Origin of the sequence: Pseudomonas karstica (assembly GCF_009707515.1) — a bacterium.
GTDB classification, from domain to species: domain Bacteria; phylum Pseudomonadota; class Gammaproteobacteria; order Pseudomonadales; family Pseudomonadaceae; genus Aquipseudomonas; species Aquipseudomonas karstica.
Genome location: NZ_WLYI01000008.1, coordinates 17,136 through 43,473, shown reverse-complemented (window position 1 = coordinate 43,473; position 26,338 = coordinate 17,136). Strand labels below are relative to the sequence as shown.

Below are 26,338 nucleotides of genomic sequence, written 5' to 3'. Positions count from 1 at the left end.
AGCAGCAAGTAAAAGCCCCTAACTCTGAAACGACCGGTTCAGCGGCTTTTCCCTTGCAGCTTGTAGCTAGAAGCTTGCAGCTGCTTCTCTCACTGCGATTTCCGGACCCGCAGGTACCATTCCGAAAGAAGTCGTACCTGTTTGTCGGTGTAGCCACGCTCGACCATTCGTGTGACGAAGTCGTTATGTTTTTGCTGATCCTCCTTGCTGGCCTTGGCGTTGAAGCTGATGACCGGCAGCAGATCCTCGGTGTTGGAGAACATTTTCTTCTCAATGACCACCCGCAGCTTCTCGTAGCTGAGCCAGGTAGGGTTTTTGCCGTTGTTGTTGGCCCGGGCGCGCAGTACGAAGTTGACGATTTCGTTGCGGAAATCCTTCGGATTGCTGATGCCAGCCGGTTTTTCGATTTTCTCCAGTTCCTCATTGAGGGCTACGCGGTTGAGTATTTCGCCGGTTTCCGGATCGCGGTATTCCTGGTCCTGGATCCAGAAGTCTGCGTACAGCACGTAGCGGTCGAAGATGTTCTGGCCGTATTCGCTGTAGGACTCCAGGTAGGCGGTCTGGATTTCCTTGCCGATGAACTCGATGTAGCGCGGCGCCAGGTATTCCTTGAGGAAGCGTAGGTAGCGCTCGCGGATTTCGGCCTGGAACTGTTCTTGTTCGATCTGCTGTTCCAATACGTAGAGCAAATGCACCGGGTTGGCGGCGATCTCGTGCGGGTCGAAGTTGAAGACTTTGGAAAGGATCTTGAACGCAAAGCGGGTCGACAGGCCATTCATGCCCTCATCGACACCCGCCGTGTCGCGATATTCCTGGATCGACTTGGCCTTGGGATCTGTGTCCTTGAGGTTCTCCCCGTCATACACACGCATTTTTGAATAGATGTTGGAGTTTTCCGGCTCCTTGAGCCGCGACAGCACGGTGAACTGCGCGAGCATCTTCAGGGTGTCGGGCGCGCAATGGGCCTTGGCCAGGGAGCTGTTGAACAGCAACTTGTCATAGATTTTGATTTCATCACTGACCCGCAGGCAGTACGGCACTTTGACGATGTAGATCCGATCGATGAAGGCTTCGTTGTTCTTGTTGTTACGGAAGGTGTGCCATTCCGATTCGTTGGAGTGAGCCAGCAGAATCCCAGTGTAGGGAATCGCACCAAGACCTTCGGTGCTGTTGTAGTTGCCTTCCTGGGTGGCTGTCAGCAACGGGTGCAGCACCTTGATCGGTGCCTTGAACATCTCCACGAACTCCATCAGGCCCTGGTTGGCCCGGCACAGCGCGCCCGAATAGCTGTAGGCGTCGGCGTCGTTCTGCGGGAACTCTTCCAGCTTGCGAATATCGACCTTGCCCACCAGCGCCGAGATGTCCTGGTTGTTCTCGTCGCCAGGCTCGGTCTTGGCCACCGCAATCTGATTGAGGATCGATGGGTAGAGCTTTACTACGCGGAACTGGCTGATGTCCCCGCCAAACTCGGCCAGGCGCTTGGTGGCCCAAGGCGACATGATGGTGTTGAGGTAACGCCTGGGGATGCCGAAATCCTCTTCGAGGATCGCGCCATCTTCGGTGGCGTTGAACAGTCCCAAAGGCGATTCGAAGACCGGTGAGCCCTTGATGGCGTAGAAGGGCACCTTTTCGATCAGTTGCTTGAGCTTTTCGGCCAGGGACGATTTACCGCCGCCGACGGGGCCGAGCAGGTAAAGGATCTGTTTCTTCTCTTCCAGGCCCTGCGCGGCGTGGCGGAAGTAAGAGACGATCTGATCGATGCATTCTTCCATGCCATGGAAGTCTTCAAAGGCCGGATAACGGCGGATCACTTTGTTGGAGAAGATTCGCGACAGCCTCGACGTGGTGGAGGTGTCCAAGAGCTCGGGTTCACCAATCGCCAATAGCAACCTTTCGGCGGCCGAGGCGTAGGCGCCACGATCCTCCTTGCAAAGGTCGAGGTACTCTTGAAGCGTGAGTTCTTCCTGGCGTGTGGACTCGAAACGTTGTTGGAAGTGGCTAAAAATACTCATGACGTCGTCACCTCGCTCGATACGTGGAGCCGACGCTGGGTCGATCAGTCGATGCTGGTGGTCATTGGTGATCACCAATGGCCGTTTTCCCCCCAGAACACCTTGAAATGCTACCGATGACCCGCACGCCGGTGTACCGGCTCTCCCCTGTTTTGGATGGCCTGCGCTTAAGGATAGTTCGGAATTTGGGAGGTCAAGGCGCGATACGCAATTAGTTTAGCTGCGCCGTTTGTCAGAAACGGCGCGAGCCCAAGCGTCACGCGGGGTCGCGGGGTTTGAAAAAAATTATTGCGAATCGCCTTGGGCAATTTCCCCAGGATAAGTCGCACGCCACAGCTCGAAGCCGCCATCCAGGCTATAGACGTCGCAGAAGCCCTGGCTGACCAGATAGGCTGCCGCACTCTGGCTGGAGTTGCCGTGGTAGCAGGCCACGATCACCGGCGCGTCGAGGTCTGCGGCGCGGATGAAATCGGCAATGTTGTGGTTGTCCAGGTGTTGGGCGCCCTTGATGTGGCTGGCGGCATAGGTGGGCTGGTCGCGGATGTCGACAACGACAGCGCCTTGCTCGCGCAGGGCTTGGGCTTGTTCGGGTGGGATGCGTTTGAATTCGCTCATGACGGGCTCCTTTGGCCTGGATGAAAGCGCCGTTTAGCGCTTTGCGGTGGCCTGCAGTTGTTCGGAATCGGGGGAGTCGCACTGGCAGCTCAGGCGCTCGCCGGTGTCGATGTTCATCAGGGTCATGGTGCCGCCCCAGACGCAGCCGGTGTCGAGGGCGAACACGCCGGGCTCCTCGCATTTGCCTTCAAGGGCTGCCCAGTGGCCGAAGATGATCTTCGTATCACGGGTCTTGCGTTCTTTATGCGCGAACCAGGGCTTGTAGCCGGGCAGCGCGGTGTCAGCGCCTTCCTTGCTCTTGAGGTCAAGCTTGCCTTCGGCGGTGCAAAAACGCATGCGGGTGAAGTAGTTGGTGATCACTCGCAGGCGGGCGATGCCGGTAAGGTCGTTGTCCCACTTCACCGGCTCATTGCCATACATGCCGTCGAGGTAGGTGGTGAACAGGTTGTCATCGGCCAAGGCGCTTTCAACTTCGGCGGCGCACTTGAGGGCTTTCTTCAGTGTCCATTGGGGCGCAATGCCGGCATGCACCAGCGCGGTGTTGCGGGCTTCGTCGTAATGCATGATTTTTTGCCGGCGCAGCCACTCCAGCAGCTCGGCGCGGTCCGGCGCCTCGAGGATTTCCCGCAGGGTATCGCCTTTTTTCAGACGCTCGATGTTATGACCGGCCGCCAGCAAGTGCAGGTCATGATTACCCAGCACGCATACCAGGGAATCGCGCAGGCTATAAAGGAAGCGCAGGGTTTCGAGGGATTGCGGGCCACGGTTGACCAGGTCTCCCACCAGCCACAGGCGATCCTTGGCCGGATCGAAGGCTGCCCGCTCAAGCACACGTTTGAGCGGCTCCAGGCAACCTTGCAGGTCGCCGACAGCATAAGTCGCCATCAGTGCAGGGCTCCGGGCACCGCGAGGCGGAACGGGGCGATGATGGCATCGAAGAGTTCGCCGTCGGTGGCTTTCATTTGATAAGAGCCTTGCATGATGCCGACCTTGGACGACATCACCGTGCCGCTGCTGTAGGTGTGGCTTGCGCCGCTATCGATCAGTGGCTGTTGGCCAACGACTCCTGCGCCGCGCACTTCTTCCACATGGCCATCACCGTCGGTGATGACCCAATGGCGTGATAGCAATTTGGCCGGCACCGAGCCGCTATTTTTCACGGTTACCGTGTAGGCAAAGGCAAAGCGATTTTGTTCGGGTTGCGATTGTTCCGCCAGGAAGCGAGTGACGACGCTGACGTCGATCTGGTAGCGAGGATCGGACATACAAGAGGCCTTAAAAGCAAAAGCGGAGATACCCAACGCGGGGATAACGGATGCCGGTCAGTCTAGGCCAAGTGGCGGGCACTAGGCCAGACATGCTGTCTGGCTGTGCCCGGCGCGGGTTCAGTCGGCGGCAGGCGCAGGCTGGATGGCGAGCTGATCGGCCAGGCGCACGAACGCTGCCAGGTCAAGTTGCTCGGGTCTCAGGCTGCCATCGACGCCAGCGGCTTCGATTTCAGCGTTGCTGAGCAAGGCCTTGAGGGTATTGCGCAAGGTTTTGCGGCGCTGGTTGAACGCTTCACGCACCACCCGCTCCAGCAGGCGGTGATCTTTGGCTGGGTGCGGCAGCACGGCGTGAGGTACCAGGCGCACGATGGCCGAGTCGACTTTCGGCGCTGGATTGAAGGCGCCAGGACCTACGTTGAACAGGTGCTCAACCCGGCAATGGTACTGAACCATGATCGACAGGCGCCCCCAGTCACCGCCGCCAGGACCAGCCGCCAGACGCTCGACCACTTCTTTTTGCAGCATGAAGTGCATGTCGCGGATCAGGCCCGAGTTGTTCAGCAGATGGAAAATCAGCGGCGTCGAGATGTTGTACGGCAGGTTGCCAACCACTCGCAGGCTGTTGGGCGCGGCATTCAGGCTGGTGAAGTCGAACTTCAGCGCATCGCCCTGGTGCAGGTTGAAATTGGGCTTGCCGGCGAACTGCTGGTTGAGGATCGGGATCAGGTCCTTGTCCAGCTCAACCACATCCAGTTGGCCGCCGCTGTTGAGCAGGCCTTGGGTCAGCGCACCCTGGCCCGGGCCGATTTCCAGCAGGCGGTCTTCAGGCTTGGCGTGGATGGAGCGCAGGATGCGGTCGATTACGCCGGCATCGTGCAGGAAGTTTTGCCCGAAGCGCTTACGCGCCCGGTGTTGGTAATGCTCGGTCATATACGGGTCTCGGCCATCTGATAGGCGGTTTCCAAGGCTACGTGCAGGCTGCCGGTATCGATTTTGCCGCTGCCTGCCAAGTCCAGGGCGGTGCCATGGTCGACGGAGGTGCGGATGATCGGCAGGCCCAGGGTCACGTTGACTGCGGCGCCGAAGCCTTTGTATTTCAGCACGGGCAGCCCTTGGTCATGGTACATCGCCAGCACTGCATCGCAGTGCTCCAGATATTTGGGGGTAAACAGAGTGTCGGCAGGCAGTGGGCCGCGTAGGTCCATGCCTTCTTGGCGCAGACGCTCCAGTGTCGGTTCGATGATGTCGATTTCTTCATGGCCCAGGTGGCCGCCTTCACCTGCGTGGGGGTTGAGGCCACAAACGAGGATGCGCGGGTGGGCGATGCCGAACTTCTGTTGCAGATCGGCGTGCAGGATGCGGGTGACGCGCTCCAGGCGCTCGGGGGTGATCGCGTCGGCAATCTCGCGCAGGGGCAGGTGAGTGGTCACCAGGGCCACACGCAGGCCGCGGGTTGCCAGCATCATGACCACTTGTGAGGTGCGGGTCAGTTCGGCGAGAAACTCAGTATGGCCGGAAAAGGCGATACCTGATTCGTTGATCACGCCTTTGTGCACCGGGGCGGTGATCATGCCGGCGAAGTCACCGTCGATACAGCCTTGCCCGGCGCGGGTCAGGGTTTCCAGGACAAAAGCCGCGTTGGCTTTATCCAGTGTTCCGGCCACGACCTTGGCGTGCAGCGGGGTGTCCCACACATACAGGCTGTTGGCCGGGGCGGGAAGGTCTGGCCAGCAGCCAGGCGCCACAGGCAGCAGGTTGACAGCCACGCCCAGTTGCGCGGCCCGCTCAAGGAGCAGGTCGCGGCTGGTAATGGCAATCAGGGGGTGTGGCTGAGGTTGCGAGGCGAGCAGCAGGCACAGGTCAGGACCAATGCCGGCCGGCTCGCCGGGTGTCAACGCGAAACGCTGGGGTTTCACTGCTCTGCCTGGTCGGTGCCTGTTTGATCGGCGCCAGGAAGTTTGTTTTCAACGTAGGCTTCATCACGAATCTGACGCAGCCAGGTTTGCAGCTCTTCGTCGTATTTGCGGTTACGCAGCACGGTCAGGGCTTGTTGCTCGCGAGCCTGGTTGGTGCTGTCGGTGGCGCGGCGGCCGAGGACTTCCAGGACGTGCCAGCCATATTGAGACTTGAATGGCTTGGACAGTACGCCTTGAGGCGTATCGGCCATCACTTGCTGGAACTCGGGCACCAGTGCCTTGGGGTCGATCCAGTTCAGGTCGCCACCGTTGAGGGCGGAGCCTGGGTCTTCCGAAAAGCTTTTGGCCAAGGTGGCGAAGTCTTCACCGGCTTCGATGCGGTCGTAGATCTTCTGTGCCAGTTCCTGGGTTTGCGCCTCGGTGCGGATTTCACTTGGCTTGATCAGGATGTGACGAACGTGAACTTCGTCGCGCATCTGGGTTTCGCCGCCGCGTTTTTCCAGCAACTTGAGGATGATGAAGCCGCCAGGGGTGCGGGCTGGCTGGGTGATGCCACCGACTTCCATGGCGCTCAGCTCGCGATCGAACGGTGGTGGCAGTTGAGCCGCTTTACGCCAGCCCATGTCACCGCCTTCGAGAGCGTTGTCGCTGCCGGACTGGGCAATCGCCATCTGGGCAAAGTCAGCACCTTGCTTGAGTCGGTCATACACAGCCTGGGTTTTCGCCGCGGCTGCATTGAGCTGTTCAGCGTTGGCGCTGTCTGGCGTCGGGATCAGGATGTTGGCCAGGTGCAGCTCTTCGGACAGCTGCATCTTGCCCAGGTCCGAGGCCAGGAAGTTTTTCACTTCCTGCTCGGACACCTGGACCCGCTCGGCGACACGACGCTGACGCACACGGCTGATGATCATTTCACGGCGGATCTGGTCACGGGCGTCTTCATACGAAAGACCGTCATGGGCCAGGGCGGCGCGGAACTGATCAATGCTCATGTTGTTGCGCTGAGCGATGGTGCCGACGGCCTGGTTCAGCTCTTCGTCGGAGATGCGGATGCCGGAACGGTCGCCGATCTGCAGTTGCAGGTTTTCGACGATCAGGCGTTCGAGGACCTGCTGGTCCAGGACGCTGGTAGGCGGTACACCGCCGCCACGCTTGGCGATGGTTTGCTGAACTTCCTTGACCCGTTGGTCCAGTTGGCTCTGCATGATCACGTCGTTATCGACGATGGCCACTACCTTGTCCAGCGGTTGAACCGCAGCGTGTGCCGTTGCGGCACCCAGGAACAGCGCGCCCAGCACTAGCGGGCGCAGACAATCAGAAAGCTTGGTCTTCACGTTCACGATAACCTTCAATGCCTTTGTCGAGGAAGCTCTCTACCTTGGCGCCGGTCAGGCCGCCGAGTCCTTTGAGGACTATCTGGAAGAAGAGCCCATGGTCACCCTTTTCGTTCAACGGGGCGATCTGGGTATATTCGTCGTTGGAAACCCAATAACGGTTGATCACGCGCAGTTTCCAGCAGCAGTTGTCGTACTCGAAACCACCGAAGGCTTCCAGGGTACGGTTGCGTGCGTAGTCATACTGCCAGCGGGTGATCAGGTTCCACTGTGGAATGATCGGCCACATCATCGAGAAGTCGTGCTGCTGGATTTTGTAGTAATCCTTCACGAAGTTCGGGTCGCCTTCCTGGCCGTAGTTACCACCAAACTGCCATTTGCCGGTCAACTGGTTGTAGACAACCTGGTCATTGCGATAGCGATAACCAACGTTGATAACCTTGTTTTTGTCGTCTTCCGGCTGGTAGTGGAACATCGCGCTGCCGGAGCGTGCGCTGTGGCTGTCGGTGTCCCAGTTGTAGTCGGCCGTGGCACGCCAGTCGCGGTTGAAGCGGAACTCGTAGTCCAGGGCGATGGGTGAAACATTCGATTGCGCGTCTGCGCGGTCGGCCGCCAGGATGCCTGGCAACTGGACTTCGCGGTCCTTGAAGTACAAGGCCTGGCCGATGCTGACGCGCTGGCGTTCGAAACCGTTTTCCTGGATCCAGCGGCTGGTTACGCCCAGGGACAGTTTGTTTTCGTCGCCGATACGGTCTTTACCGGTAAAGCGGTTATCGCGAAACAGCGACGCATAGTTGAAGGTGCTTTCGCTGGTGTCGAACACTGGGATGTCAGACTGGTCCTTCTCGGGCACATAGAGATAGAACAGGCGTGGTTCCAGGGTTTGACGGTAGTTGTCGCCGAACCATTGAGTGTCGCGGTCGAAGTAGAGGCCGCTGTCTACGCTGGCAATTGGAACCGCACGATCCTGGGAGCTTTTGAACTCGTCTCCTTCAGCGAGCGACGTCATGCCCTTGTTGTCCAGGTCTAGGTCGTACTTGGTGTAGACATACTTGAGCTTCGGAGTGATGAAGCCATAAGTCCAGTTCATCGGCAGGGAAACGCTAGGTGCGACGTTCAGGCGTGTGCCGTTGGCACGGGTCAGCCCTCGAACCCGTTCATCCAGGCGAAGTTCGCTTACACCATCCTCGTCAACGTAGTCGCCGGTCCTAAGATCACGCTCAAACCTTACTGCTTCCGTCTCATAGGCAAAGTCCAGTCCGCCCGGGTGATACGGCAGCGCACCGTTAAAGGTGATCTGCGGCAGGCGGTTGTACGGGGTGATCTGGGAGACCGTCGCCAATTTATAGGCTTGTACGTTCAACCGCGCGGTATAGCTGTCGCCACGATAGCTGACAACACCTTGCTGGTTGATGAAGTCCCGGGACTCAACACCGATCTGGTTGCTTTTCAGGTCCTGGAAGTAGTACGGGTCGCTGATGTCGGTGTAATCGACTTCGGTCAGTACCCGCGAATCCAGCCCACCTTTGTGCTGCCAGTTAAGCATGTAGCGGGTTTTGTCGTAATCGCTCTGCTTGCTGCGCTCGTCGTTGTCGTCGTTCAGGTATGCACCGCCGAACTGACCTTCGCTGGACTTGGTGAGGTAACGGAATTCGCCTTCCACCAACATGCCACGCTTGGTCATGTATTGCGGGTACAACGTGGCATCGTAGTTGGGTGCCAGGTTGAAGTAGTACGGGGTGGTCAGGGTAAAGCCGCTCTCGCCACCCGAGCTGAAGCTCGGTGGCAGGAAGCCGGACTGACGACGATCATCGATCGGGAAATAGATATACGGGGTGTAAAGGATCGGAATGTCCTTGACCCGCAACGTCACGTTGGTCGCCGTACCGAAACCGGTAGCCGGGTTGAGCGTGATGTTGTTGCCCTTGAGCTGCCAGGCGTTGCTGTTTGGCTCGCAGGTGGTGTACGTACCGTCCTTGAGACGGATGATCGCGTTCTCGGCACGCTTGGCGTACAGCGCGTTGCCGCGAATGCGCGACTTGTGCATCACATATTCGACGTTGTCGACTTTGGCCGCGCCGGTGTCCAGTTGGACATCCGCGTGATCGCCGACCAACAGTGCACCGTTGTCGCGCAGGCGAACGTTGCCGCTCAGCTCGCCACGGTTCTCGGCCTGGTACAGGTTGGCCTCGTCGGCCTCGACCTGCATGCTGCCCTGGCGCATGACCACGTCACCGGCCAGGGATGCAATCTGTTGTTCCTGCTCGTAACGAGAGGCCTTGGCGCCGATGAAGGTCGGTGCGTCGCTCTTGTTTGTCTTGTCGTTCATGCCCGGACGAATCGGCTCGACATAACCGCCGGAGCAATACGGACCGGTTTCGGCCAGTTGCGCGGCGGTGAGCTTGTCGCGAGGGACCCAGTCCAGGTGGCTGTAGTCGGCGCTGCGCGAACGCAGGCCGCGGCCCTTGGCTTCGGTGACCAGCTTGGTCTGAGGCACGGCCTCGGTGCCGGCAGCCTCGCCTTGCGGCGTGCCGTTGGCCGAGACGATGGCACTGCCATCATGCACCGGGCGCGGTGGTAATGGGGCCGCGGCGGTTTTCGGCGCGCAATCCCAGGCACCCGAAGCAGAGACTGAGCAGTCATACTGTTCCGCGGCGACCACGAATGAGGTGGCGAAGGGTTGCATGGCCAGCAGACTGCCGGTTACCAGCAACGGAAATTTTCTACGAAACGCGGGGGATTTCAATGCCATCTTATTAGTCCGGGCTTCCTGCGTGCCATCTGCCCGCGGTGTGGGCCGCACGCCTCTCGATGGTCTGAAAAAGATGCGTGATAATAAAGCATGACCCGCTTGACGGCTAGCGCCGTCGGAGACCCTTGTAATGCCCCACCAAGATCTACGCTTGCAACACCTGAAAGTCTGGCTCGATGAGCAGTTACCGATCCTTTTCAATGCCCAGGGCTGGGGTGCCGTGCCCCCGGCCACATTGACCGCAGCCAGCAGTGACGCGAGTTTCAGGCGTTACTTTCGCTGGGAAGGCGAGGGTCGCAGTTTTGTCGTCATGGACGCGCCTCCCCCCCAGGAAAACTGCAAACCTTTCGTCGATATCGCGCATTTATTGGCAAAATCAGGCATCAATGTTCCACAAATTTATGCCGAAGATCTTCCTCGGGGCTTTCTTTTGCTCAATGACCTGGGCCAAAAAACCTACCTGGACGTGATTGACGACGAAAATGCCGATCAATTGTTCGCCGATGCCATCGACGCGCTGCTGGCCTTCCAACAATTGCCGATGGATGCGGGTTTGCCCAGCTATGACGTGGCGTTGTTACGTCGTGAACTGGAGCTGTTTCCCGAGTGGTACGTGCGTCGGCACCTGGGGATTGAGTTCGATGCCCGACAGGCGGCCTTGTGGCAATGCGTCAGCGAACGCTTGATCGACAGTGCCCTGGCCCAGCCCAAAGTGCTGGTGCACCGCGACTACATGCCGCGCAACCTGATGATCAGCAAGCCGAACCCCGGTGTGCTGGACTTTCAGGACGCGGTCTACGGCCCAGTGACCTATGACATCACCTGCCTGTTCAAGGACGCCTTCCTCAGTTGGCCCCAGGCCCGGGTGCGGGAATGGCAGCGCGGCTATTGGGAGCGTGCTGGCCAGTTGGGCATACCGGTGCAGGCAGACTTTGACGACTTCCTGCGGGCCAGCGACCTGATGGGCGTGCAGCGTCACCTCAAGGTGATCGGCATCTTCGCCCGTATCTGCCACCGCGACGGCAAGCCACGCTACCTCGCCGATGTGCCGCGCTTCTTTGCCTATATAGAGGCGGTGCTCGCCGAACGTTCGGAGTTGGCCGAACTGGGTGAGTTGCTGGCCAGCCTGCGCCCAGCGGCTGGGGGCGTCGTATGAAGGCGATGATCCTGGCCGCCGGCAAAGGCGAGCGGATGCGCCCGCTGACCTTGCACACGCCCAAGCCGCTGATCCCGGCGGGAGGCAAGCGCTTGATCGAATATCACCTGGAGGCGCTTGCCAAGGCGGGCTTCACCGATATCGTCATCAACCACGCCTGGCTTGGCCAGCAGATCGAGGGCTATCTGGGGAACGGTTCGCAGTACGGCGTACGTATCCAATATTCGGCCGAAGGTGAGCCATTGGAAACCGGCGGCGGGATTTTCCAGGCTTTGCCGCTGCTGGGGGATGAGCCGTTCCTGGTGGTCAACGGTGATATCTGGACCGACTATGACTTCGCCAGTCTCAAGCAGCCGCTGAACGGCCTGGCCCATCTGGTGATGGTCGATAATCCGCCTCATCACCCTTCAGGTGGCGACTTCTATATTAAAGGCGGCGTGCTTCATGATGCCGCTCCCGATGCCGATAACCTGACCTTCAGTGGCATTTCAGTGCTGCACCCCATGTTGTTCGAGGGGTGCAGTGCCGGTGCCTTCAAGCTGGCGCCGCTGCTACGCACGGCGATGGCCAAAAGGTTGGTAACGGGGGAGCACATGCACGGGCGCTGGATTGATGTCGGTACGCTGGAGCGCTTGGCGCAGGTCGAAAACCTGCTGACAGCGGGGCAGTAAGATGTTGTGGCCAGGGACTCTGATTGGAGCCGGGGCGGGCTTTGCCATTGCCAGCATTCCGGGGGCCATGTTGGGCGCGCTGTTGGGCCAGGCGCTGGATCGGCACCTGCAATTGCACAGTTGGGCGCAGGTGCGTGAGCGCCTGGGTGGTCGGTCGGCACTGCGCAATGACGAGTTGCTGTTCGTCTTGCTCGGCCGCCTGGCTAAAAGTAATGGCCAGGTGGTGGATGGGCATATCCAGCAGGCGCGCCAGGAGATGCGTTCGCTGGACATGACCGAGTCGGCCCGGCGCCGGGCGATTACCGCCTTTAATCGGGGTAAATCGGGCTCGGACCGGGTGCGTAGCTACCTGCGGGTACTCAAGGCCCAGCCGCATGCGGCGGAAGGCGTGCTGCGTGCCTGCTGGCGGATGGTCTGGGCCGATGGCAAAGCCAGCATGGCCGAGCGGGAGCTGATTGAGTTGTGGGGCAAGTGGTTGGGGTGGACGCCGCAGCAAGTCCGCGCGCTGGCGGCGGACTACACGCAGGAACGCAAGCCGCTGGCCAACCGCAGCGGTGCCTATCAGGAGGCGCTACGAATCCTCGGGGTAACGGCCACCACTGACCCGACGGCGATCAAGCGAGCCTACCGACGGCTGCTCAGTCGCCATCACCCGGACAAGATTGCCGGCAGTGGTGCCGACCCCACCCAGGTGCGTGAGGCGACTGAAAGGACGCGAGAACTGCATAACGCATACGCATTGATTCGTGAGCGTCAGGATTTGCGCTAGGCCATCAGTTCCCGACGTTCTGCGGACTCAACCAGCCACGAATCCGTCGATACAGCTGCTCTTGTCCGGCTGGGCTACTGCCGGGCAAGGCTTTCAGTGAAATCTGTTGGTAGTTGTCATTCTTCAGGCGTTTGGCTGCCTGGGCACGCTCCAGGGCAGTTTTGCGTGCCTGAGGGGTATCCTGATAGACGATGTCGGCGGTCGCCAGTTTCAACGTGGGAGCCAGCTGTTGCAGGTCCGGTTGGCTGCCGGGCGGTGTTTGGCCCGCTACCAGGATGAGTTTTTGTACCTGGGACGGTTGTTTTTCATTCAGGTAGCGCGCTGCCCACCAGGCACCGGTGCCGTGGCCGAGCAACACGACGCTGCGGGCATTTTGGCTCTGGGCAAACGCGACGGCGGCATCAATGCGGGCAAAGATCCGTGCAGCGTCAGTCTGGTCTCGCTCATCGGCGGCGGGTGCCACGGCCGGGTCGGTGCCTTCGGCTTCGGCGCTGGCGGCCTGCTCGATCGGCGCGGGGGCGACAGTGCTCGCATCTTTACTGCTGGTGTCCACGACAGACGTGGGGGCTTCGATCAGGCGCGGAGGGGGGGTGTCGAGGGTCTGGTCCGGCAGCGTCAGGCTCAGGCTGGCCCATGCCGCGTCCGGCAATTTCTGGCGCAAAGGACCGATTGCTTGAGGCCAGTCAGCGGTTTCTCCTATGCCGGGGACGATAATCACCACACCTTCGGGCTCGGCGCTGTTGGCCTGTTTCCACAAGGCCAGGAATGTATCGCTACCGGCCTGCAGTTGTTGCTGTTCCTGTGGCGGGATTTGCCGCTCAAGGGCGCGGGATTCTTCCTGGCTGCGCTCGGGCAAGGGCTGACGCTCGAGCGGTTTTGCCTCGGCAGGTGGTTGGGCCGCAGGTGCGGTATCGGCGGCCTCGACGCAAAAGGTGCTGGTAAACAGCAGCGACAGGCACAATGCTGGCAGTGTTGAGCGGTGGGGAAGGGGCATCGTTTATTTCCGGCCAGAAGTGGTTCTGGCAGCGTAATGGGTTGATCAGTATTTGTCAGTGACGTGAGACGTGGATCATGGGTTTTCGCTATCTGCTGGTAATCGGCTGTTTGTGCATTCCCTTGGCGGCGGGTGCTGCGCCCGCGCCGGTTACGCCCCTGGCGCAGCTCAATGCAGAGCAGCGTGAGTGGTTGGCCAGGCACCCGGACTTGCGCGTCGGCCTGGTGTTGCAGGCGCCTTATGCGCAATACGACCGACGCTTGCAGCGCTTGTCCGGGGCCAATGTCGAGTTGATGCAATGGCTGGCCAAGGCGCTGGGCATTGAGCTGACCTGGCGCAACTTTCCCAATCAGGAGCAACTGGACGCCGCTGTGCGCGACGGTGAAGTCGACCTTGCACCTGGCTTGGTACAAACTCCGGCCGGATTGCGCCTGTGGCTGTACTCCGACCCTTATATGCGGGTGCCGCAGCTCATCGTTGGCATTCCCGATGGCAGCGGGACGGTGGACCTGGAAAAAATCGACGAGAAATCCCGGGTAGCCGTGCGCATGCCCGGCGTAGTGGCCGACTACCTGCACAGCAACTATCCCAACCTCAACCTGCAAGGTGTGCCTCTGGAGCGTCAGGCTTTGCAACTGCTGGTGAGCCAACAGGCCCGTTATGCGGTCATTGGCGAGGCGCAGTTGAGCCGTTTGTCGGGGGAAGCGGAATTCGCCGGGTTAGCGGTGGTGGGGGATATTGGGCTGCCGCAGCTGTTGCGAGTGGCCACCCGGCGTGACTGGCCGTTGTTGGCCGACATCATGGAAAGTGCTTTGCGGGCGATACCGGCTCGAGATCTGGACCAGTTGCATGCGCGCTGGCTGCAACCCAAATACCCACAGCGTGCAACATCCCTTGGCTTCTGGCAGAACCTGAGTGTGCTGCTGGGGGTTTTGCTGCTGGCCAGCCTCGCCATGGTGTTTTGGCAGCGGCGCCAGCATCGCGGGTTGGAGCAGGCGTTACTGGCCGACCGGGAAGAGAGCGCCGTCCGCGCCGCAGGTGCGCAAGCGTTGCGGCTGACGCAATTTTCCATCGACCAAAGTACCGTCGGCATCCTTTGGGTCAATTGGGACAGCCATGTGCGTTACGCCAATGTGGCGGCGCACACCCTGCTCGGTTACACCGAGGGCGCGCTGATCGAGCGACCGCTGATCACCTTCGATCCAACCTTGACCATGGACCGTTGGCTTAACCTGTGGAAACGCGCCCGGGCCAGCGAGGACGGGCCGCAAAGCTTCGCCACCGAGTGTGTGCGGGCGGACGGCAGCGTGTTGCCCGCGGATGTCTCCCTGAGTTTCTTGCGTTTTGCCGGCGGCGAATACCTGGTGGTCTATCTCAATGACGTCACCGAGCGACGTCGGGCCCTGGCCGCGTTGCAGGAAAGTGAAGCACGCCTGCAGGGCATTGCCGCCAACGTCCCGGGGCTGGTGTTTCGCCTGGAGCGCTTGCCGCTGAGCGACGAGCTCGATTTTGCCTATATCAGCGAAGGCAGCGAACGCCTGGTGGGGTATTCCCCGGCGGTGCTCAGTCATCGGGATGTGGGTATTCGCAGCCTGGTGTACCCGGACGACCGGGCCAGCTATCACCGCACCCAGGACCAGGCCATCGACACCGAAAGCAACTGGTCGTGGCAAGGTCGAATCCTTACGCGCCAGGGCGAGCAACGCTGGGCCGAGATCAAGGCGGTTACCCGGCGCCTGGAAGACGGCGTAGTGGTATGGGACGGGATTGTCTGGGACATCACCGAGAGCAAGCGAGTCGAGCTGGAGCTGGATGCTTCTCGCGCACAACTGCGCGAGTTGTCGGCTCACCTGGAAAACGTGCGCGAGGAAGAGAAAGCGCGAATCGCCCGGGAAGTGCACGATGAGCTGGGACAGATGCTCACGGTGCTCAAGCTGGAGACCTCCATGTGCGAGCTGGCCTATGCGCAGTTGGACCCAGGCTTGCATGACCGGTTGAATAGCATGAAGCGGTTGATCGCCCAATTGTTCCAACTGGTGCGCGACGTGGCCACTGCGCTACGCCCGCCGATTCTCGACGCGGGAATTGCCTCGGCCATCGAATGGCAGGCCCGGCGCTTCGAGGCGCGCACGCAGATTCCCTGCCTGGTACAGGTACCTGACAACCTGCCGGCAATCAGCGATGTCAAGGCGATCGGGTTGTTTCGGATACTGCAGGAGGCGCTGACCAATGTGATGCGCCATGCCCAGGCGCATACTGTCGAATTGACCTTGGCGGTGGAAGGCTCGAACCTGCGGCTGACCATCAGCGATGACGGCGCAGGGTTTGTGCCGGCGCAAGGACGTCCGGTGTCATTCGGCCTGGTGGGCATGCGCGAGCGGGTGCTGATCATGGGCGGGCAGTTGAGCCTGGACAGCACGCTGGGGGAGGGCACCACCTTGAGTGTGACGGTGCCGTTGGACTGATAACCACAAGAAGAGGAAACCCCCGTGATTCGCGTACTGGTAGCTGAAGACCACACCATCGTTCGTGAAGGCATCAAGCAGTTGATCGGCTTGGCCAAAGACCTGGTGGTTGTTGGGGAGGCGAGCAATGGTGAACAGTTGTTGGAAACACTGCGCCAGGTACCGTGCGAGGTGGTGCTGCTGGATATCTCCATGCCGGGTGTCAACGGCCTGGAGGCCATCCCGCGCATTCGCGCACTGAACAACCCTCCGGCGATCCTGGTGCTGTCGATGCACGACGAAGCACAAATGGCTGCCCGTGCCTTGAAAGTCGGCGCGGCCGGCTACGCCACCAAAGATAGCGACCCGGCACTGCTGTTGACGGCGATCCGCAAGGTGGCGGCGGGTGGGCGTTACATCGACCCGGACCTGGCCGACCGCATGGTCTTCGAAGTCGGCCTTACCGATAGCCGGCCGTTACACGCGCTGCTGTCGGAGCGGGAGTTTTCGGTGTTCGAGCGCCTGGCCCAGGGCGCCAACGTCAATGACATCGCCCAGCAACTGGCCCTGAGCAGCAAGACCATCAGCACCCACAAGGCGCGGTTGATGCAGAAGCTCAATATCACCTCTCTGGCGGAACTGGTGAAATACGCGATGGAGCACAAGCTCCTATAGCCTCATACCTGTTTGCGACTACCGCCTGAGCGCCGCGATGCCCGTTCTTGCCGCTTGTAGCGTGCTGCTTGCAACTGCACTGTCCAGTGCCCGCCATCCGTGTAGGGCAATCCCTACCCCGAACCTTCCATTACGCTGATGCCAATCTCTCCCCGGCCCCGATTTCCGGGGCCTTGTACCTGGACTACGCTTGCTCCACAGCAGTCCAAAAACAAAAAGGTGCGGGTATGAGCGAGGTGGATTCAAATGATGTGCTGGTCAGCTTTCGTGGCGTGCAGAAGAGCTACGACGGCGAGAACCTGATCGTCAAAGACCTCAACCTGGAGATCCGCAAAGGCGAGTTCCTCACCCTGCTCGGGCCATCCGGTTCCGGCAAGACCACCAGCCTGATGATGCTTGCAGGCTTCGAAAACCCGACTGCTGGCGAAATCCAACTGGCCGGTCGCTCCATCAACAACGTGCCGCCCCACAAGCGGGACATTGGCATGGTGTTCCAGAACTACGCTTTGTTCCCCCACATGACCGTGGCCGAGAACCTGGCATTTCCGCTGTCGGTACGCGGGTTGAGCAAGACCGATATCAGCGAACGGGTCAAGCGCGTGCTGAGCATGGTCCAGCTCGACGCCTTCGCCCAGCGCTATCCGGCGCAACTCTCTGGCGGCCAGCAACAGCGCGTAGCCCTGTCCCGGGCTTTGGTGTTCGAGCCGCAACTGGTGCTGATGGACGAGCCCCTTGGCGCCCTGGACAAACAGTTGCGCGAACACATGCAGATGGAGATCAAGCACCTGCACCAGCGCCTGGGCGTGACCGTGGTCTACGTGACCCATGACCAGGGTGAAGCGCTGACCATGTCCGACCGGGTGGCGGTATTTCACCAGGGTGAAATCCAGCAGATTGCCTCCCCGCGCACTTTGTATGAAGAGCCGAAAAACACCTTCGTCGCCAATTTCATCGGCGAGAACAATCGCCTCAACGGCCGACTGCACAGCCACACCGGCGAGCGTTGTGTGGTGGAGCTGGCGCGAGGCGAGAAGGTCGAGGCGCTGGCGGTGAATGTCGGCCAGGTCGGTGGCCCGGTGACCCTGTCGGTGCGCCCGGAGCGGGTCAGTCTCAATGGCTCCAGCGAACGCTGCGTCAACCGCTTCTCCGGACGGGTTGCGGAATTTATCTACCTGGGCGACCACGTTCGTGTGCGCTTGGAAGTCTGCGGCAAACCCGATTTTTTCGTGAAACAACCGATCGCCGAACTGGACCCGGCATTGACGGTCGGCGACGTGGTACCGATTGGCTGGCAAGTCGAGCACGTTCGCGCGCTCGACCCACTTCTAGAGGCGAATTGATCGCCCCCTGGCTTCACCAACCCTGCACGTGGAGAGAACAATAATGTTGAAATCCCTGAAGTATTCCGTCCTGGCCATTGGCTTGATGGGCGCCTCGCAGGCCATGGCAGGCCCGGACCTGACGGTCGTGTCCTTTGGCGGCGCGAACAAGGCGGCGCAGACCAAGGCCTTCTACGCTCCGTGGGAAAGCGCGGGCAACGGCAAGATCATCGCGGGTGAATACAACGGTGAGATGGCCAAGGTCAAAGCCATGGTCGACACCAAGAGCGTGTCCTGGGACTTGGTGGAAGTGGAGTCGCCGGAACTGTCCCGTGGTTGTGACGAAGGCATGTTCGAGCCCCTGGACCCGACACTGTTCGGCAAGACTGACGACTATGTGGAGGGCGCAATCCAGCCTTGCGGTGTAGGCTTTTTCGTCTGGTCGACCGTTCTGGCGTACAACGCCGACAAGCTGAAAACCGCACCCACCAGTTGGACGGATTTCTGGGACACCAAAAAATTCCCGGGCAAGCGCGGTTTGCGCAAAGGCGCGAAGTACACCCTGGAGTTCGCCTTGATGGCGGACGGTGTTGCGCCCAAGGATGTGTACAAGGTGCTGGCGAGCAAAGACGGCCAGGACCGCGCCTTCAAAAAACTCGATGAGCTCAAGCCATCGATTCAGTGGTGGGAAGCTGGAGCCCAACCGCCGCAATACCTGGCCTCTGGCGATGTGGTCATGAGCTCTGCCTATAACGGCCGGATTGCTGCGGTGCAGAAAGAGAGCAACCTGAAAGTAGTGTGGAACGGCGGCATCTACGATTTTGACGCCTGGGCGATTCCGAAAGGCCTGGCCAAGGGTCGTGCTGAAGCGGCGAAGAAGTTCATCGCCTTCTCGGTCGCACCGCAGCAGCAGAAGATCTATTCGGAAAACATCGCCTATGGCCCGGCCAATACCCACGCCGTGCCGTTACTGGCCAAGGATGTGCTCAAGGACATGCCCACCACGCCGGAAAATATCGCCAACCAGGTGCAGATCAATGTCAGCTTCTGGGCGGATAACGGCGAGCAACTGGAGCAGCGCTTCAATTCCTGGGCGGCCAAGTAAGCCGTCACGCCGCTTGCCCTTGTAGGAGCGAGCTTGCTCGCGAAGAGCGTTAACGAAAACGCAGCTTGTCTGGTTTGACGCGGCGCTCTCAGGTTTTTCGCGAGCAAGCTCGCTCCTACAGGGGAGGTGTTACCTTTTAACTGCGGAGTTAACCATGGCCATCGCCGTTCCCTCGAACGAGGTCACCAGCCTCACCTTGAAACAGCGCCTGGCCCGTGCCGAGCGGCTCAATCGCTGGAAGGCCCAGGCCTTGATCGCGCCGCTGGTGCTGTTCTTGGTGCTGGTGTTTGTGGTGCCCATCGTCGCGCTGCTTTACAAGAGCGTCGGTAATCCGGAAGTGGTGGGTGGCCTGCCGCGCACGGTAGTGGCGGTGACCGCCTGGGACGGGCGCGGGTTGCCCGGTGAGCCTGTCTATCAGGCACTCAGCGAGGACCTGGGTGAAGCGCGAAAAAACCAGACCCTGGGTGATTTGTCCAAACGCTTGAACATGGAACTGGCCGGCTATCGCAGCCTGCTGACCAAAACCGCGCGGGCGCTACCGTTCAATGAAACGCCCGCCTCTTATAAAGAAGCGCTGGAAAACCTCGACGAGCGTTGGGGCGACCCGGCGTACTGGCAGGTGATTCGCCGCAATACCAGCAGCCTGACGTCTTATTACTTGCTGGCGGCCGTCGACCACCGTATCGACGACCTCGGCGAACTGGCACCGACGACCCCAGACCAGGCGATCTACCTGGATATCTTTGCTCGCACATTCTGGATGGGCCTGGTGATCACCGTGTGTTGCTTGCTGCTGGCCTATCCCTTGGCCTACCTGCTGGCGAACTTGCCGGCCCGGCAAAGCAACCTGTTGATGATCTTGGTGTTATTGCCGTTCTGGACGTCGGTGCTGGTGCGCGTTGCGGCGTGGATTGTGTTGCTGCAGTCCGGAGGGCTGATCAACAGTGCGCTGATGGGCATGGGTTTGATCGATAAACCCGTGGAGTTGGTGTTCAACCGGCTTGGGGTCTACATCTCCATGGTGCATATCCTGCTGCCATTCATGATTCTGCCGATCTACAGCGTGATGAAAGGCATTTCACCGACCTACATGCGGGCGGCGATTTCCCTGGGGTGTCACCCGTTTGCCAGTTTCTGGCGAGTGTACTTCCCGCAAACCTATGCGGGCGTAGGCGCCGGCTGCCTGCTGGTGTTCATTCTGGCAATTGGTTACTACATCACGCCAGCGTTGCTGGGCAGCCCGAGCGATCAGATGGTCAGCTACTTCGTCGCGTTCTATACCAACACCAGCATCAACTGGGGAATGGCCACGGCATTGGGCGGCTTGCTGCTGCTGGCGACCGTGGTGCTGTACCTGATCTACAACTGGCTGGTGGGCGCCAGCCGCCTGCGTTTGAGCTGAGGAGCACTTTGCGATGCTGAGCCCTTACATGTCCCCCATTGAGCGGATCTGGTTCTACAGCCTGCGGATTTTCTGCGGCTTGGTCCTGTTGTTCCTGATCCTGCCGGTGCTGGTGATCATTCCGCTGTCGTTCAACTCCGGCAGCTTCCTGGTGTACCCCTTGCAAGGGTTCTCGTTGCACTGGTATCAGGACTTCTTCGCTTCGGCGGAGTGGATGCGAGCACTGCGTAACAGCATCATCGTCGCCCCGGCAGCAACCGTGCTCGCCATGATCTTCGGCACGCTGGCGGCGATCGGCCTGACCCGCGGGCATTTCCCCGGCAAGGCGCTGGTGATGGCCCTGGTGATTTCGCCGATGGTGGTACCGGTGGTGATTATCGGCGTGGCCAGCTACCTGTTTTTCGCACCGCTGGGCCTGGGCAACAGTTTCTTCTCGTTGATCGTGGTACACGCGGTGCTGGGCGTGCCCTTCGTAATCATTACCGTGTCGGCCACGCTACAGGGCTTCAACCATAACCTGGTGCGGGCGGCGGCCAGCCTCGGGGCATCGCCATTGACGGCGTTTCGGCGGGTGACCTTGCCGTTGATTGCGCCGGGAGTGATCTCTGGCGCGTTGTTTGCCTTCGCCACTTCGTTCGATGAGGTGGTGGTAACGCTGTTTCTTGCAGGTCCCGAACAGGCGACCTTGCCCCGGCAGATGTTCAGCGGCATCCGCGAGAACCTCAGCCCGACGATTGCGGCGGCGGCGACCTTGTTGATTGCATTCTCGGTGGTGCTGTTGTTGACCCTGGAGTGGTTACGCGGGCGCAGCGAGAAGTTGCGCACCGCTCAAGTCTAACGACGGTGACCCAGTCAACCATGGAGGTTAGCCATTTCAAGGCCCAGACGACTGCTGCGCAGCCGATCGCAGGCTGCGCCAGCGGCTACAGGAGATCGGCGTGGTCTTTGTAGCCGCTGTCGAGGCACGAGGCTGCGATAAGGGCCGAAGGACCTTCAGCCATTTCAAGGCCCAAACGACTGCTGCGCAGCCGATCGCAGGCTGCGCTAGCGGCTACAGGAGATCGGCGCGGTCTTTGTAGCCGCTGTCGAGGTACGAGGCTGCGATAAGGGCCGAAGGACCTTCAGCCATTTCAAGGCCCAGGCGACTGCTGCGCAGCCGATCGCAGGCTGCGCCAGCGGCTACAGGAGATCGGCGCGGTCTTTGTAGCCGCTGTCGAGGCACGAGGCTGCGATAAGGGCCGAAGGACCTTCAACAATTTCAAGGCCCAAACGACTGCTGCGCAGCCGATCGCAGGCTGCGCCAGCGGCTACAGGAGGTCGGCGCGGTCTTTGTAGCCGCTGTCGAGGCACGAGGCTGCGATAAGGGCCGAAGGACCTTCAGCCATTTCAAGGCCCAGGCGACTGCTGCGCAGCCGATCGCAGGCTGCGCCAGCGGTTATTGCACCGCCCTACCATTCAGTTCCTGAATGGCAGGCAACCCTCAATCTCCAGCTATTCTTGTGCCAGCCCACAACCCCCATAAGAGGCCGCGCACATGAGTACTTCCTCATTCAAGATCGCCCACAAACTGCTCACAGGCTTTGGTGCCATCGAGCAATTGGCTGCCGAGCTGACGCGGCTGGATGTCGACAACCCGCTGATTGTTACCGACGCGGCACTGGTCAAGTCCGGCACGGTGGCGCTGGCGCTGGCGCAGTTGGGCGAGCGGCCCTACGAGATCTTCGATCGCGTGCTGCCCGACCCGGAAATCTCGATCGTCGAAGATTGCATGCGGGTTTACCGCGAAGGTGGGCATGACGGCTTGATCGGCGTGGGCGGCGGCAGTGCCATCGACATCGCCAAAAGCGTTGCCGCCTACGCCGGCTACCATGGCGCCCTGGCGGACCTGTTCGGCGTCGACCAGGTGCCGCGCAAAGGGCCGCCGCTGATTGCCATCCCCACCACCGCCGGCACTGGTTCGGAGGTAACCAATGTGGCGATCCTTTCGGATAAGACCGCGCAATTGAAAAAAGGCATCGTCAGCGATTACCTGCTGCCGGACGTGGCATTGATCAGTCCACAGATGACCTTGACCTGCCCCCGCGGCGTCACTGCCGCCAGTGGCGTCGATGCCCTGGTGCACGCCATCGAATCCTACCTATCCCTCAATGCCTCACCGATCACCGACGCCCTGGCCATCGGCGCCATCAAGTTGATTGCCAAGGCGCTGCCCAAGGCCTATGCCAACCCGGCCAACTTGCAGGCCCGTGATGACATGGCCACCGCCAGCCTGATGGCCGGCATGGCTTTTGGGAATGCCGGCGTGGGGGCGGTGCATGCCCTGGCGTATCCGCTGGGCGGGCGGTTCGGGATTGCCCATGGGGTCAGCAATGCCTTGCTGCTGCCTTATGTGATGCACTGGAACAAGCTGGCCTGTGTCGAGCGTATGCAGGATATTGCCCAGGCCATGGGCGTCAATATCACGGGGCTGAGCGCCGTGGATGCTGCCGACCAGGCGGTCGAGGCCATGACGCGACTGTGTGCCGCGGTGGAGATCCCGTCAGGCCTGCGCAGTTTCGGGGTTCCCGAAGACGCCATTGCGGCCATGGCCATAGAAGCTGCGGGGATCGAGCGTCTGATGCGCAACAACCCGCGTGCGCTCAGTGCCATGGATATCGAGAAAATCTACCGAGCCGCCTACTAACCATTGAGCGAGGTCACGGTGCGCGCGACAAAGCATGAGGTATACAATGCGCGCCATCGTGATTTAGCTCAAAAAGGTGCGTCATGCAGCCCTTCGTCATTGCTCCATCGATTCTCTCCGCCGACTTCGCCCGCCTGGGCGAGGAAGTGGACAACGTGCTGGCCGCCGGTGCCGACTTTGTTCACTTCGATGTCATGGACAATCACTACGTGCCGAACCTGACCATTGGTCCGATGGTCTGTGCCGCGTTGCGCAAGTACGGCGTGACCGCACCCATCGACGCGCACCTGATGGTCAGCCCGGTGGACCGCATCGTTGGCGACTTTATCGAAGCCGGTGCGACCTACATCACCTTCCACCCGGAAGCCACGCTGCACGTCGATCGTTCCCTGCAACTGATCCGCGAAGGCGGCTGCAAGGCCGGCCTGGTGTTCAACCCGGCCACTCCGCTGGATGTGCTCAAGTACGTGATGGACAAGGTCGACATGATCCTGTTGATGAGCGTCAACCCGGGTTTTGGCGGGCAGAAGTTCATTCCAGGTACTCTCGACAAGCTGCGTGAGGCCCGTGCGCTGATTGATGCTTCGGGTCGTGATATTCGCCTGGAGATCGACGGCGGCGTCAACGTCAACAACATCCGTGAAATCGCTGCCGCCGGGGCTGACACATTCGTTGCCGGTTCGGCGATTTTCAATGCGCCGGACTACCGGGAAGTGATCGCCAGGATGCATGCAGAACTGGCGCTGGCGCGGCCATGAGCGGTTTTGAGCAGTTGTTCCCCGGCAAATTGCCACGGTTGGTGATGTTCGATCTGGACGGTACCTTGATCGATTCTGTCCCGGACCTGGCCGCTGCTGTGGACCAGATGCTGCTCAAGCTCGGGCGCCCGCCGGCGGGTATCGAGTCGGTGCGCGAGTGGGTCGGCAACGGTGTGCAAATGTTGGTGCGCCGGGCCTTGGCCAACCATATCGACGCTGAAGGCGTGGATGAGGTCGAGGCCGAGCATGGGCTGGCGTTGTTCAATGCCGCCTATGAGCATGGCCACGAGCTGACGGTGGTCTACCCCGGCGTGCGCGATACCCTGAAGTGGCTGCACAAGCAGGGCGTGGAAATGGCCTTGATCACTAACAAGCCGGAGCGTTTCGTCGCGCCACTGCTGGATCAAATGAAAATGGGTCGTTATTTTCGCTGGATCATTGGTGGCGATACTTTGCCGCAGAAGAAGCCCGACCCGGCCGCTCTGTTTTTTGTGATGAAAATGGCCAATATCCCGGCTTCCCAGTCGCTGTTTGTCGGCGACTCGCGCAGTGATGTACTGGCGGCTAAAGCGGCGGGGGTCAAGTGCGTGGCCCTGAGTTACGGCTACAACCATGGCCGGCCGATTGCCGAGGAGTCCCCGGAGCTGGTGATTGATGACCTGCGCCGGCTAATCCCCGGTTGCTTGGGAGCGGGCGCTGAGATAACGTTGGCCGACGCTGTTCCTCCCCCTTCTGGAAACTCCATCGTGGTAGTCACTCGCAAACTCTGGATGAAAGTCATCAAGGCCCTGGCCCGCTGGCGTTGGCGCGCCTGACTGATCCTGGCCGCGCTGCGGCACGTTTGCACACCTGACCGTTAGACCCTCACACCACGAGGCACCTCATGATCCGCGAAGAATTCCTGCGTTTGGCCGCTGCCGGCTACAACCGTATCCCCATGGCCTGCGAAACCCTGGCCGACTTCGACACGCCGCTGTCGATCTACCTGAAACTGGCCGACGAGCCCAACTCCTATCTGCTGGAGTCGGTGCAGGGCGGTGAGAAGTGGGGCCGCTACTCGATCATCGGCCTGCCGTGCCGTACGGTACTGCGTGTTCACGACCATCACATCAGTATCACCTGTGACGGCGTCGAGATCGAAAGCCACGATGTGGAAGACCCGCTGGCGTTCGTCGAGGCATTCAAGGCGCGCTACAACGTGCCAACCATCACTGGTTTGCCGCGCTTCAACGGCGGCCTGGTGGGTTACTTCGGTTACGACTGCGTGCGTTATGTGGAAAAACGCCTGGGTAAATGCCCGAACCCGGACCCACTGGGCGTGCCGGATATTCTGCTGATGGTTTCCGACGCGGTGGTGGTGTTCGACAACCTCGCGGGCAAGATGCACGCGATTGTCCTGGCCGATCCTTCCCAGGAAGGCGCGTTCGAGCAAGGCCAGGCCAGCCTGGAAGCCTTGCTGGAAAAACTGCGCCAGCCGATCACCCCGCGCCGTGGCCTGGATCTCAGCCGGCCGCCGGCCGCCGACCCGGTGTTCCGTTCCAGCTTTACCCAGGATGACTACGAGCGCGCCGTGGACAGCATCAAGGAATACATCCTCGCCGGTGACTGTATGCAGGTGGTGCCGTCGCAACGCATGTCCATCGACTTCAAGGCTGCACCCATCGACCTGTACCGGGCGCTGCGTTGCTTCAACCCGACGCCGTACATGTACTTCTTCAACTTTGGCGACTTCCACGTCGTGGGCAGTTCGCCGGAAGTGCTGGTGCGGGTCGAAGACAACCTGATCACCGTGCGCCCGATTGCCGGTACCCGGCCTCGTGGCGCGACCGAAGAGGCCGACCTGGCGCTGGAGCAAGACCTGCTGTCCGATGACAAGGAAATCGCCGAGCACTTGATGCTGATCGACCTGGGGCGTAATGACACCGGGCGTGTATCGGAAATCGGTTCGGTGAAACTCACCGAGAAGATGGTCATCGAGCGTTATTCCAACGTGATGCATATCGTCTCCAACGTCACCGGTGAACTGAAGGCTGGGCTGACATCAATGGATGCGTTGCGGGCCATCTTGCCGGCGGGCACGTTGTCGGGGGCGCCGAAGATTCGTGCGATGGAAATCATCGACGAACTGGAGCCGGTCAAGCGCGGTGTCTACGGCGGCGCCGTGGGTTATTTCGCCTGGAACGGCAATATGGACACGGCGATTGCGATCCGCACCGCAGTGATCAAGGACGGCGAGTTGCACGTGCAGGCGGGTGGCGGGATTGTGGCTGACTCGGTGCCGGTCCTGGAGTGGGAGGAAACCCTGAACAAGCGCCGCGCCATGTTCCGCGCTGTTGCACTGGCCGAGCAAACGCCCCAGGACTAAAAACCATTACCCACCTGTAGGAGCGAGTTTGCTCGCGAAAAACTCATGGACGATGCGCTCATCCTGAATGAGCGCGTTATCGTTGATGTTCTTCGCGAGCAAG

Annotated in this window: 22 protein-coding genes; 13 read left to right on the top strand and 9 right to left on the bottom strand. The window is 60.5% G+C overall.

What is annotated here, in order from left to right:
* Positions 1–89: 89 nt before the first annotated feature.
* The 8 genes from GIR22_RS07795 to GIR22_RS07760 all read right to left on the bottom strand — a co-directional run bounded on the left by GIR22_RS07795 (position 90) and on the right by GIR22_RS07760 (position 9,894).
* Entirely contained in the window at positions 90–2,012 is a 1,923-nt protein-coding gene (locus tag GIR22_RS07795) for a PrkA family serine protein kinase (protein WP_154742777.1), read from the bottom strand.
* 285 nt (positions 2,013–2,297) lie between these two features.
* Complete coding sequence (gene glpE / locus GIR22_RS07790) at positions 2,298–2,627, bottom strand: thiosulfate sulfurtransferase GlpE (protein ID WP_154742776.1); 330 nt, start codon at positions 2,625–2,627, stop codon at positions 2,298–2,300.
* A 33-nt stretch (positions 2,628–2,660) separates the two neighbouring features.
* Complete coding sequence (locus GIR22_RS07785; RefSeq protein ID WP_154742775.1) at positions 2,661–3,512, bottom strand: symmetrical bis(5'-nucleosyl)-tetraphosphatase; 852 nt, start codon at positions 3,510–3,512, stop codon at positions 2,661–2,663.
* Complete coding sequence (apaG, locus tag GIR22_RS07780) at positions 3,512–3,892, bottom strand: Co2+/Mg2+ efflux protein ApaG (RefSeq protein ID WP_154742774.1); 381 nt, start codon at positions 3,890–3,892, stop codon at positions 3,512–3,514. The genes GIR22_RS07785 and apaG overlap by 1 nt, the downstream gene beginning before the upstream one ends.
* A gap of 120 nt (positions 3,893–4,012) precedes the next feature.
* Positions 4,013–4,825: a 16S rRNA (adenine(1518)-N(6)/adenine(1519)-N(6))-dimethyltransferase RsmA gene (rsmA, locus tag GIR22_RS07775; RefSeq protein WP_154742773.1), complete on the bottom strand. Its 813-nt coding sequence runs from the start codon at positions 4,823–4,825 to the stop codon at positions 4,013–4,015.
* A complete protein-coding gene (gene pdxA, locus GIR22_RS07770; RefSeq protein ID WP_178122153.1) occupies positions 4,822–5,811 on the bottom strand; it encodes a 4-hydroxythreonine-4-phosphate dehydrogenase PdxA in 990 nt (329 codons plus the stop codon). Before pdxA ends, rsmA begins: the two co-directional genes overlap by 4 nt.
* Positions 5,808–7,142 (bottom strand): peptidylprolyl isomerase, encoded by a 1,335-nt coding sequence (locus GIR22_RS07765; protein ID WP_377663177.1) that lies wholly within the window; start codon positions 7,140–7,142, stop codon positions 5,808–5,810. The genes pdxA and GIR22_RS07765 overlap by 4 nt, the downstream gene beginning before the upstream one ends.
* The gene (locus tag GIR22_RS07760) at positions 7,123–9,894 is read right to left on the bottom strand and encodes an LPS-assembly protein LptD (protein WP_154742771.1); all 2,772 of its coding nucleotides are present in this window, start codon (positions 9,892–9,894) and stop codon (positions 7,123–7,125) included. Before GIR22_RS07760 ends, GIR22_RS07765 begins: the two co-directional genes overlap by 20 nt.
* A 130-nt stretch (positions 9,895–10,024) precedes the next feature.
* Between GIR22_RS07760 and GIR22_RS07755 the strand changes: the two genes are divergently transcribed.
* Genes GIR22_RS07755 through GIR22_RS07745 form a run of 3 tightly spaced genes read left to right on the top strand, consistent with a single transcriptional unit; the run spans position 10,025 to position 12,490 of the window.
* On the top strand, positions 10,025–11,050 hold the full coding sequence (locus GIR22_RS07755) for an aminoglycoside phosphotransferase family protein (RefSeq protein WP_154742770.1): 1,026 nt from the start codon (positions 10,025–10,027) through the stop codon (positions 11,048–11,050).
* A complete protein-coding gene (gene murU, locus GIR22_RS07750; RefSeq protein WP_154742769.1) occupies positions 11,047–11,721 on the top strand; it encodes an N-acetylmuramate alpha-1-phosphate uridylyltransferase MurU in 675 nt (224 codons plus the stop codon). Before GIR22_RS07755 ends, murU begins: the two co-directional genes overlap by 4 nt.
* Before the next feature lies 1 nt (position 11,722).
* Entirely contained in the window at positions 11,723–12,490 is a 768-nt protein-coding gene (locus GIR22_RS07745) for a TerB family tellurite resistance protein (RefSeq protein WP_154742768.1), read from the top strand.
* A gap of 4 nt (positions 12,491–12,494) precedes the next feature.
* Here GIR22_RS07745 and GIR22_RS07740 read toward each other — a convergent pair whose 3' ends face one another.
* Positions 12,495–13,484 carry an alpha/beta hydrolase family protein gene (locus GIR22_RS07740; RefSeq protein ID WP_154742767.1) on the bottom strand — a complete coding sequence of 330 codons (990 nt, stop codon included), beginning with the start codon at positions 13,482–13,484 and terminating at the stop codon, positions 12,495–12,497.
* Between the two features lie 77 nt (positions 13,485–13,561).
* On the opposite strand from GIR22_RS07740, the gene GIR22_RS07735 reads away from it, so the two are divergent.
* The 10 genes from GIR22_RS07735 to trpE all read left to right on the top strand — a co-directional run bounded on the left by GIR22_RS07735 (position 13,562) and on the right by trpE (position 26,235).
* Positions 13,562–15,949, top strand: a complete 2,388-nt coding sequence (locus GIR22_RS07735) for a PAS domain-containing sensor histidine kinase (RefSeq protein WP_154742766.1) — start codon at positions 13,562–13,564, stop codon at positions 15,947–15,949.
* Positions 15,950–15,973: 24 nt separating this feature from the next.
* Positions 15,974–16,603: a response regulator gene (locus tag GIR22_RS07730; protein ID WP_178122151.1), complete on the top strand. Its 630-nt coding sequence runs from the start codon at positions 15,974–15,976 to the stop codon at positions 16,601–16,603.
* 227 nt (positions 16,604–16,830) lie between these two features.
* A complete protein-coding gene (locus GIR22_RS07725) occupies positions 16,831–17,943 on the top strand; it encodes an ABC transporter ATP-binding protein (RefSeq protein ID WP_154742765.1) in 1,113 nt (370 codons plus the stop codon).
* A 43-nt stretch (positions 17,944–17,986) separates the two neighbouring features.
* Positions 17,987–19,027 carry an ABC transporter substrate-binding protein gene (locus tag GIR22_RS07720; protein ID WP_154742764.1) on the top strand — a complete coding sequence of 347 codons (1,041 nt, stop codon included), beginning with the start codon at positions 17,987–17,989 and terminating at the stop codon, positions 19,025–19,027.
* 154 nt (positions 19,028–19,181) lie between these two features.
* Complete coding sequence (locus GIR22_RS07715) at positions 19,182–20,429, top strand: ABC transporter permease (RefSeq protein WP_154742763.1); 1,248 nt, start codon at positions 19,182–19,184, stop codon at positions 20,427–20,429.
* Between the two features lie 13 nt (positions 20,430–20,442).
* Positions 20,443–21,267 carry an ABC transporter permease gene (locus GIR22_RS07710; protein WP_154742762.1) on the top strand — a complete coding sequence of 275 codons (825 nt, stop codon included), beginning with the start codon at positions 20,443–20,445 and terminating at the stop codon, positions 21,265–21,267.
* A 696-nt stretch (positions 21,268–21,963) separates the two neighbouring features.
* Entirely contained in the window at positions 21,964–23,112 is a 1,149-nt protein-coding gene (locus GIR22_RS07705; protein WP_154742761.1) for an iron-containing alcohol dehydrogenase, read from the top strand.
* An 83-nt stretch (positions 23,113–23,195) separates the two neighbouring features.
* Positions 23,196–23,870 (top strand): ribulose-phosphate 3-epimerase, encoded by a 675-nt coding sequence (gene rpe, locus GIR22_RS07700; RefSeq protein WP_154742760.1) that lies wholly within the window; start codon positions 23,196–23,198, stop codon positions 23,868–23,870.
* Complete coding sequence (locus GIR22_RS07695) at positions 23,867–24,685, top strand: phosphoglycolate phosphatase (RefSeq protein ID WP_154742759.1); 819 nt, start codon at positions 23,867–23,869, stop codon at positions 24,683–24,685. The genes rpe and GIR22_RS07695 overlap by 4 nt, the downstream gene beginning before the upstream one ends.
* Before the next feature lie 68 nt (positions 24,686–24,753).
* Positions 24,754–26,235, top strand: a complete 1,482-nt coding sequence (trpE, locus tag GIR22_RS07690) for an anthranilate synthase component I (RefSeq protein WP_154742758.1) — start codon at positions 24,754–24,756, stop codon at positions 26,233–26,235.
* Positions 26,236–26,338: the final 103 nt, after the last annotated feature.

Bases quoted from the DNA above. Each gene is read 5' to 3' on its own strand.
- GIR22_RS07715 (WP_154742763.1), top strand. From the start codon at position 19,182: ATGGCCATCGCCGTTCCCTCGAACGAGGTCACCAGCCTCACCTTGAAA.
- apaG (WP_154742774.1), bottom strand. From the start codon at position 3,892: ATGTCCGATCCTCGCTACCAGATCGACGTCAGCGTCGTCACTCGCTTC.
- GIR22_RS07705 (WP_154742761.1), top strand. From the start codon at position 21,964: ATGAGTACTTCCTCATTCAAGATCGCCCACAAACTGCTCACAGGCTTT.
- glpE (WP_154742776.1), bottom strand. From the start codon at position 2,627: ATGAGCGAATTCAAACGCATCCCACCCGAACAAGCCCAAGCCCTGCGC.
- GIR22_RS07735 (WP_154742766.1), top strand. From the start codon at position 13,562: ATGGGTTTTCGCTATCTGCTGGTAATCGGCTGTTTGTGCATTCCCTTG.
- GIR22_RS07725 (WP_154742765.1), top strand. From the start codon at position 16,831: ATGAGCGAGGTGGATTCAAATGATGTGCTGGTCAGCTTTCGTGGCGTG.
- GIR22_RS07720 (WP_154742764.1), top strand. From the start codon at position 17,987: ATGTTGAAATCCCTGAAGTATTCCGTCCTGGCCATTGGCTTGATGGGC.
- GIR22_RS07795 (WP_154742777.1), bottom strand. From the start codon at position 2,012: ATGAGTATTTTTAGCCACTTCCAACAACGTTTCGAGTCCACACGCCAG.
- GIR22_RS07695 (WP_154742759.1), top strand. From the start codon at position 23,867: ATGAGCGGTTTTGAGCAGTTGTTCCCCGGCAAATTGCCACGGTTGGTG.
- trpE (WP_154742758.1), top strand. From the start codon at position 24,754: ATGATCCGCGAAGAATTCCTGCGTTTGGCCGCTGCCGGCTACAACCGT.
- GIR22_RS07760 (WP_154742771.1), bottom strand. From the start codon at position 9,894: ATGGCATTGAAATCCCCCGCGTTTCGTAGAAAATTTCCGTTGCTGGTA.
- rsmA (WP_154742773.1), bottom strand. From the start codon at position 4,825: ATGACCGAGCATTACCAACACCGGGCGCGTAAGCGCTTCGGGCAAAAC.
- rpe (WP_154742760.1), top strand. From the start codon at position 23,196: ATGCAGCCCTTCGTCATTGCTCCATCGATTCTCTCCGCCGACTTCGCC.
- GIR22_RS07740 (WP_154742767.1), bottom strand. From the start codon at position 13,484: ATGCCCCTTCCCCACCGCTCAACACTGCCAGCATTGTGCCTGTCGCTG.
- GIR22_RS07710 (WP_154742762.1), top strand. From the start codon at position 20,443: ATGCTGAGCCCTTACATGTCCCCCATTGAGCGGATCTGGTTCTACAGC.
- GIR22_RS07745 (WP_154742768.1), top strand. From the start codon at position 11,723: ATGTTGTGGCCAGGGACTCTGATTGGAGCCGGGGCGGGCTTTGCCATT.
- GIR22_RS07755 (WP_154742770.1), top strand. From the start codon at position 10,025: ATGCCCCACCAAGATCTACGCTTGCAACACCTGAAAGTCTGGCTCGAT.
- GIR22_RS07785 (WP_154742775.1), bottom strand. From the start codon at position 3,512: ATGGCGACTTATGCTGTCGGCGACCTGCAAGGTTGCCTGGAGCCGCTC.
- murU (WP_154742769.1), top strand. From the start codon at position 11,047: ATGAAGGCGATGATCCTGGCCGCCGGCAAAGGCGAGCGGATGCGCCCG.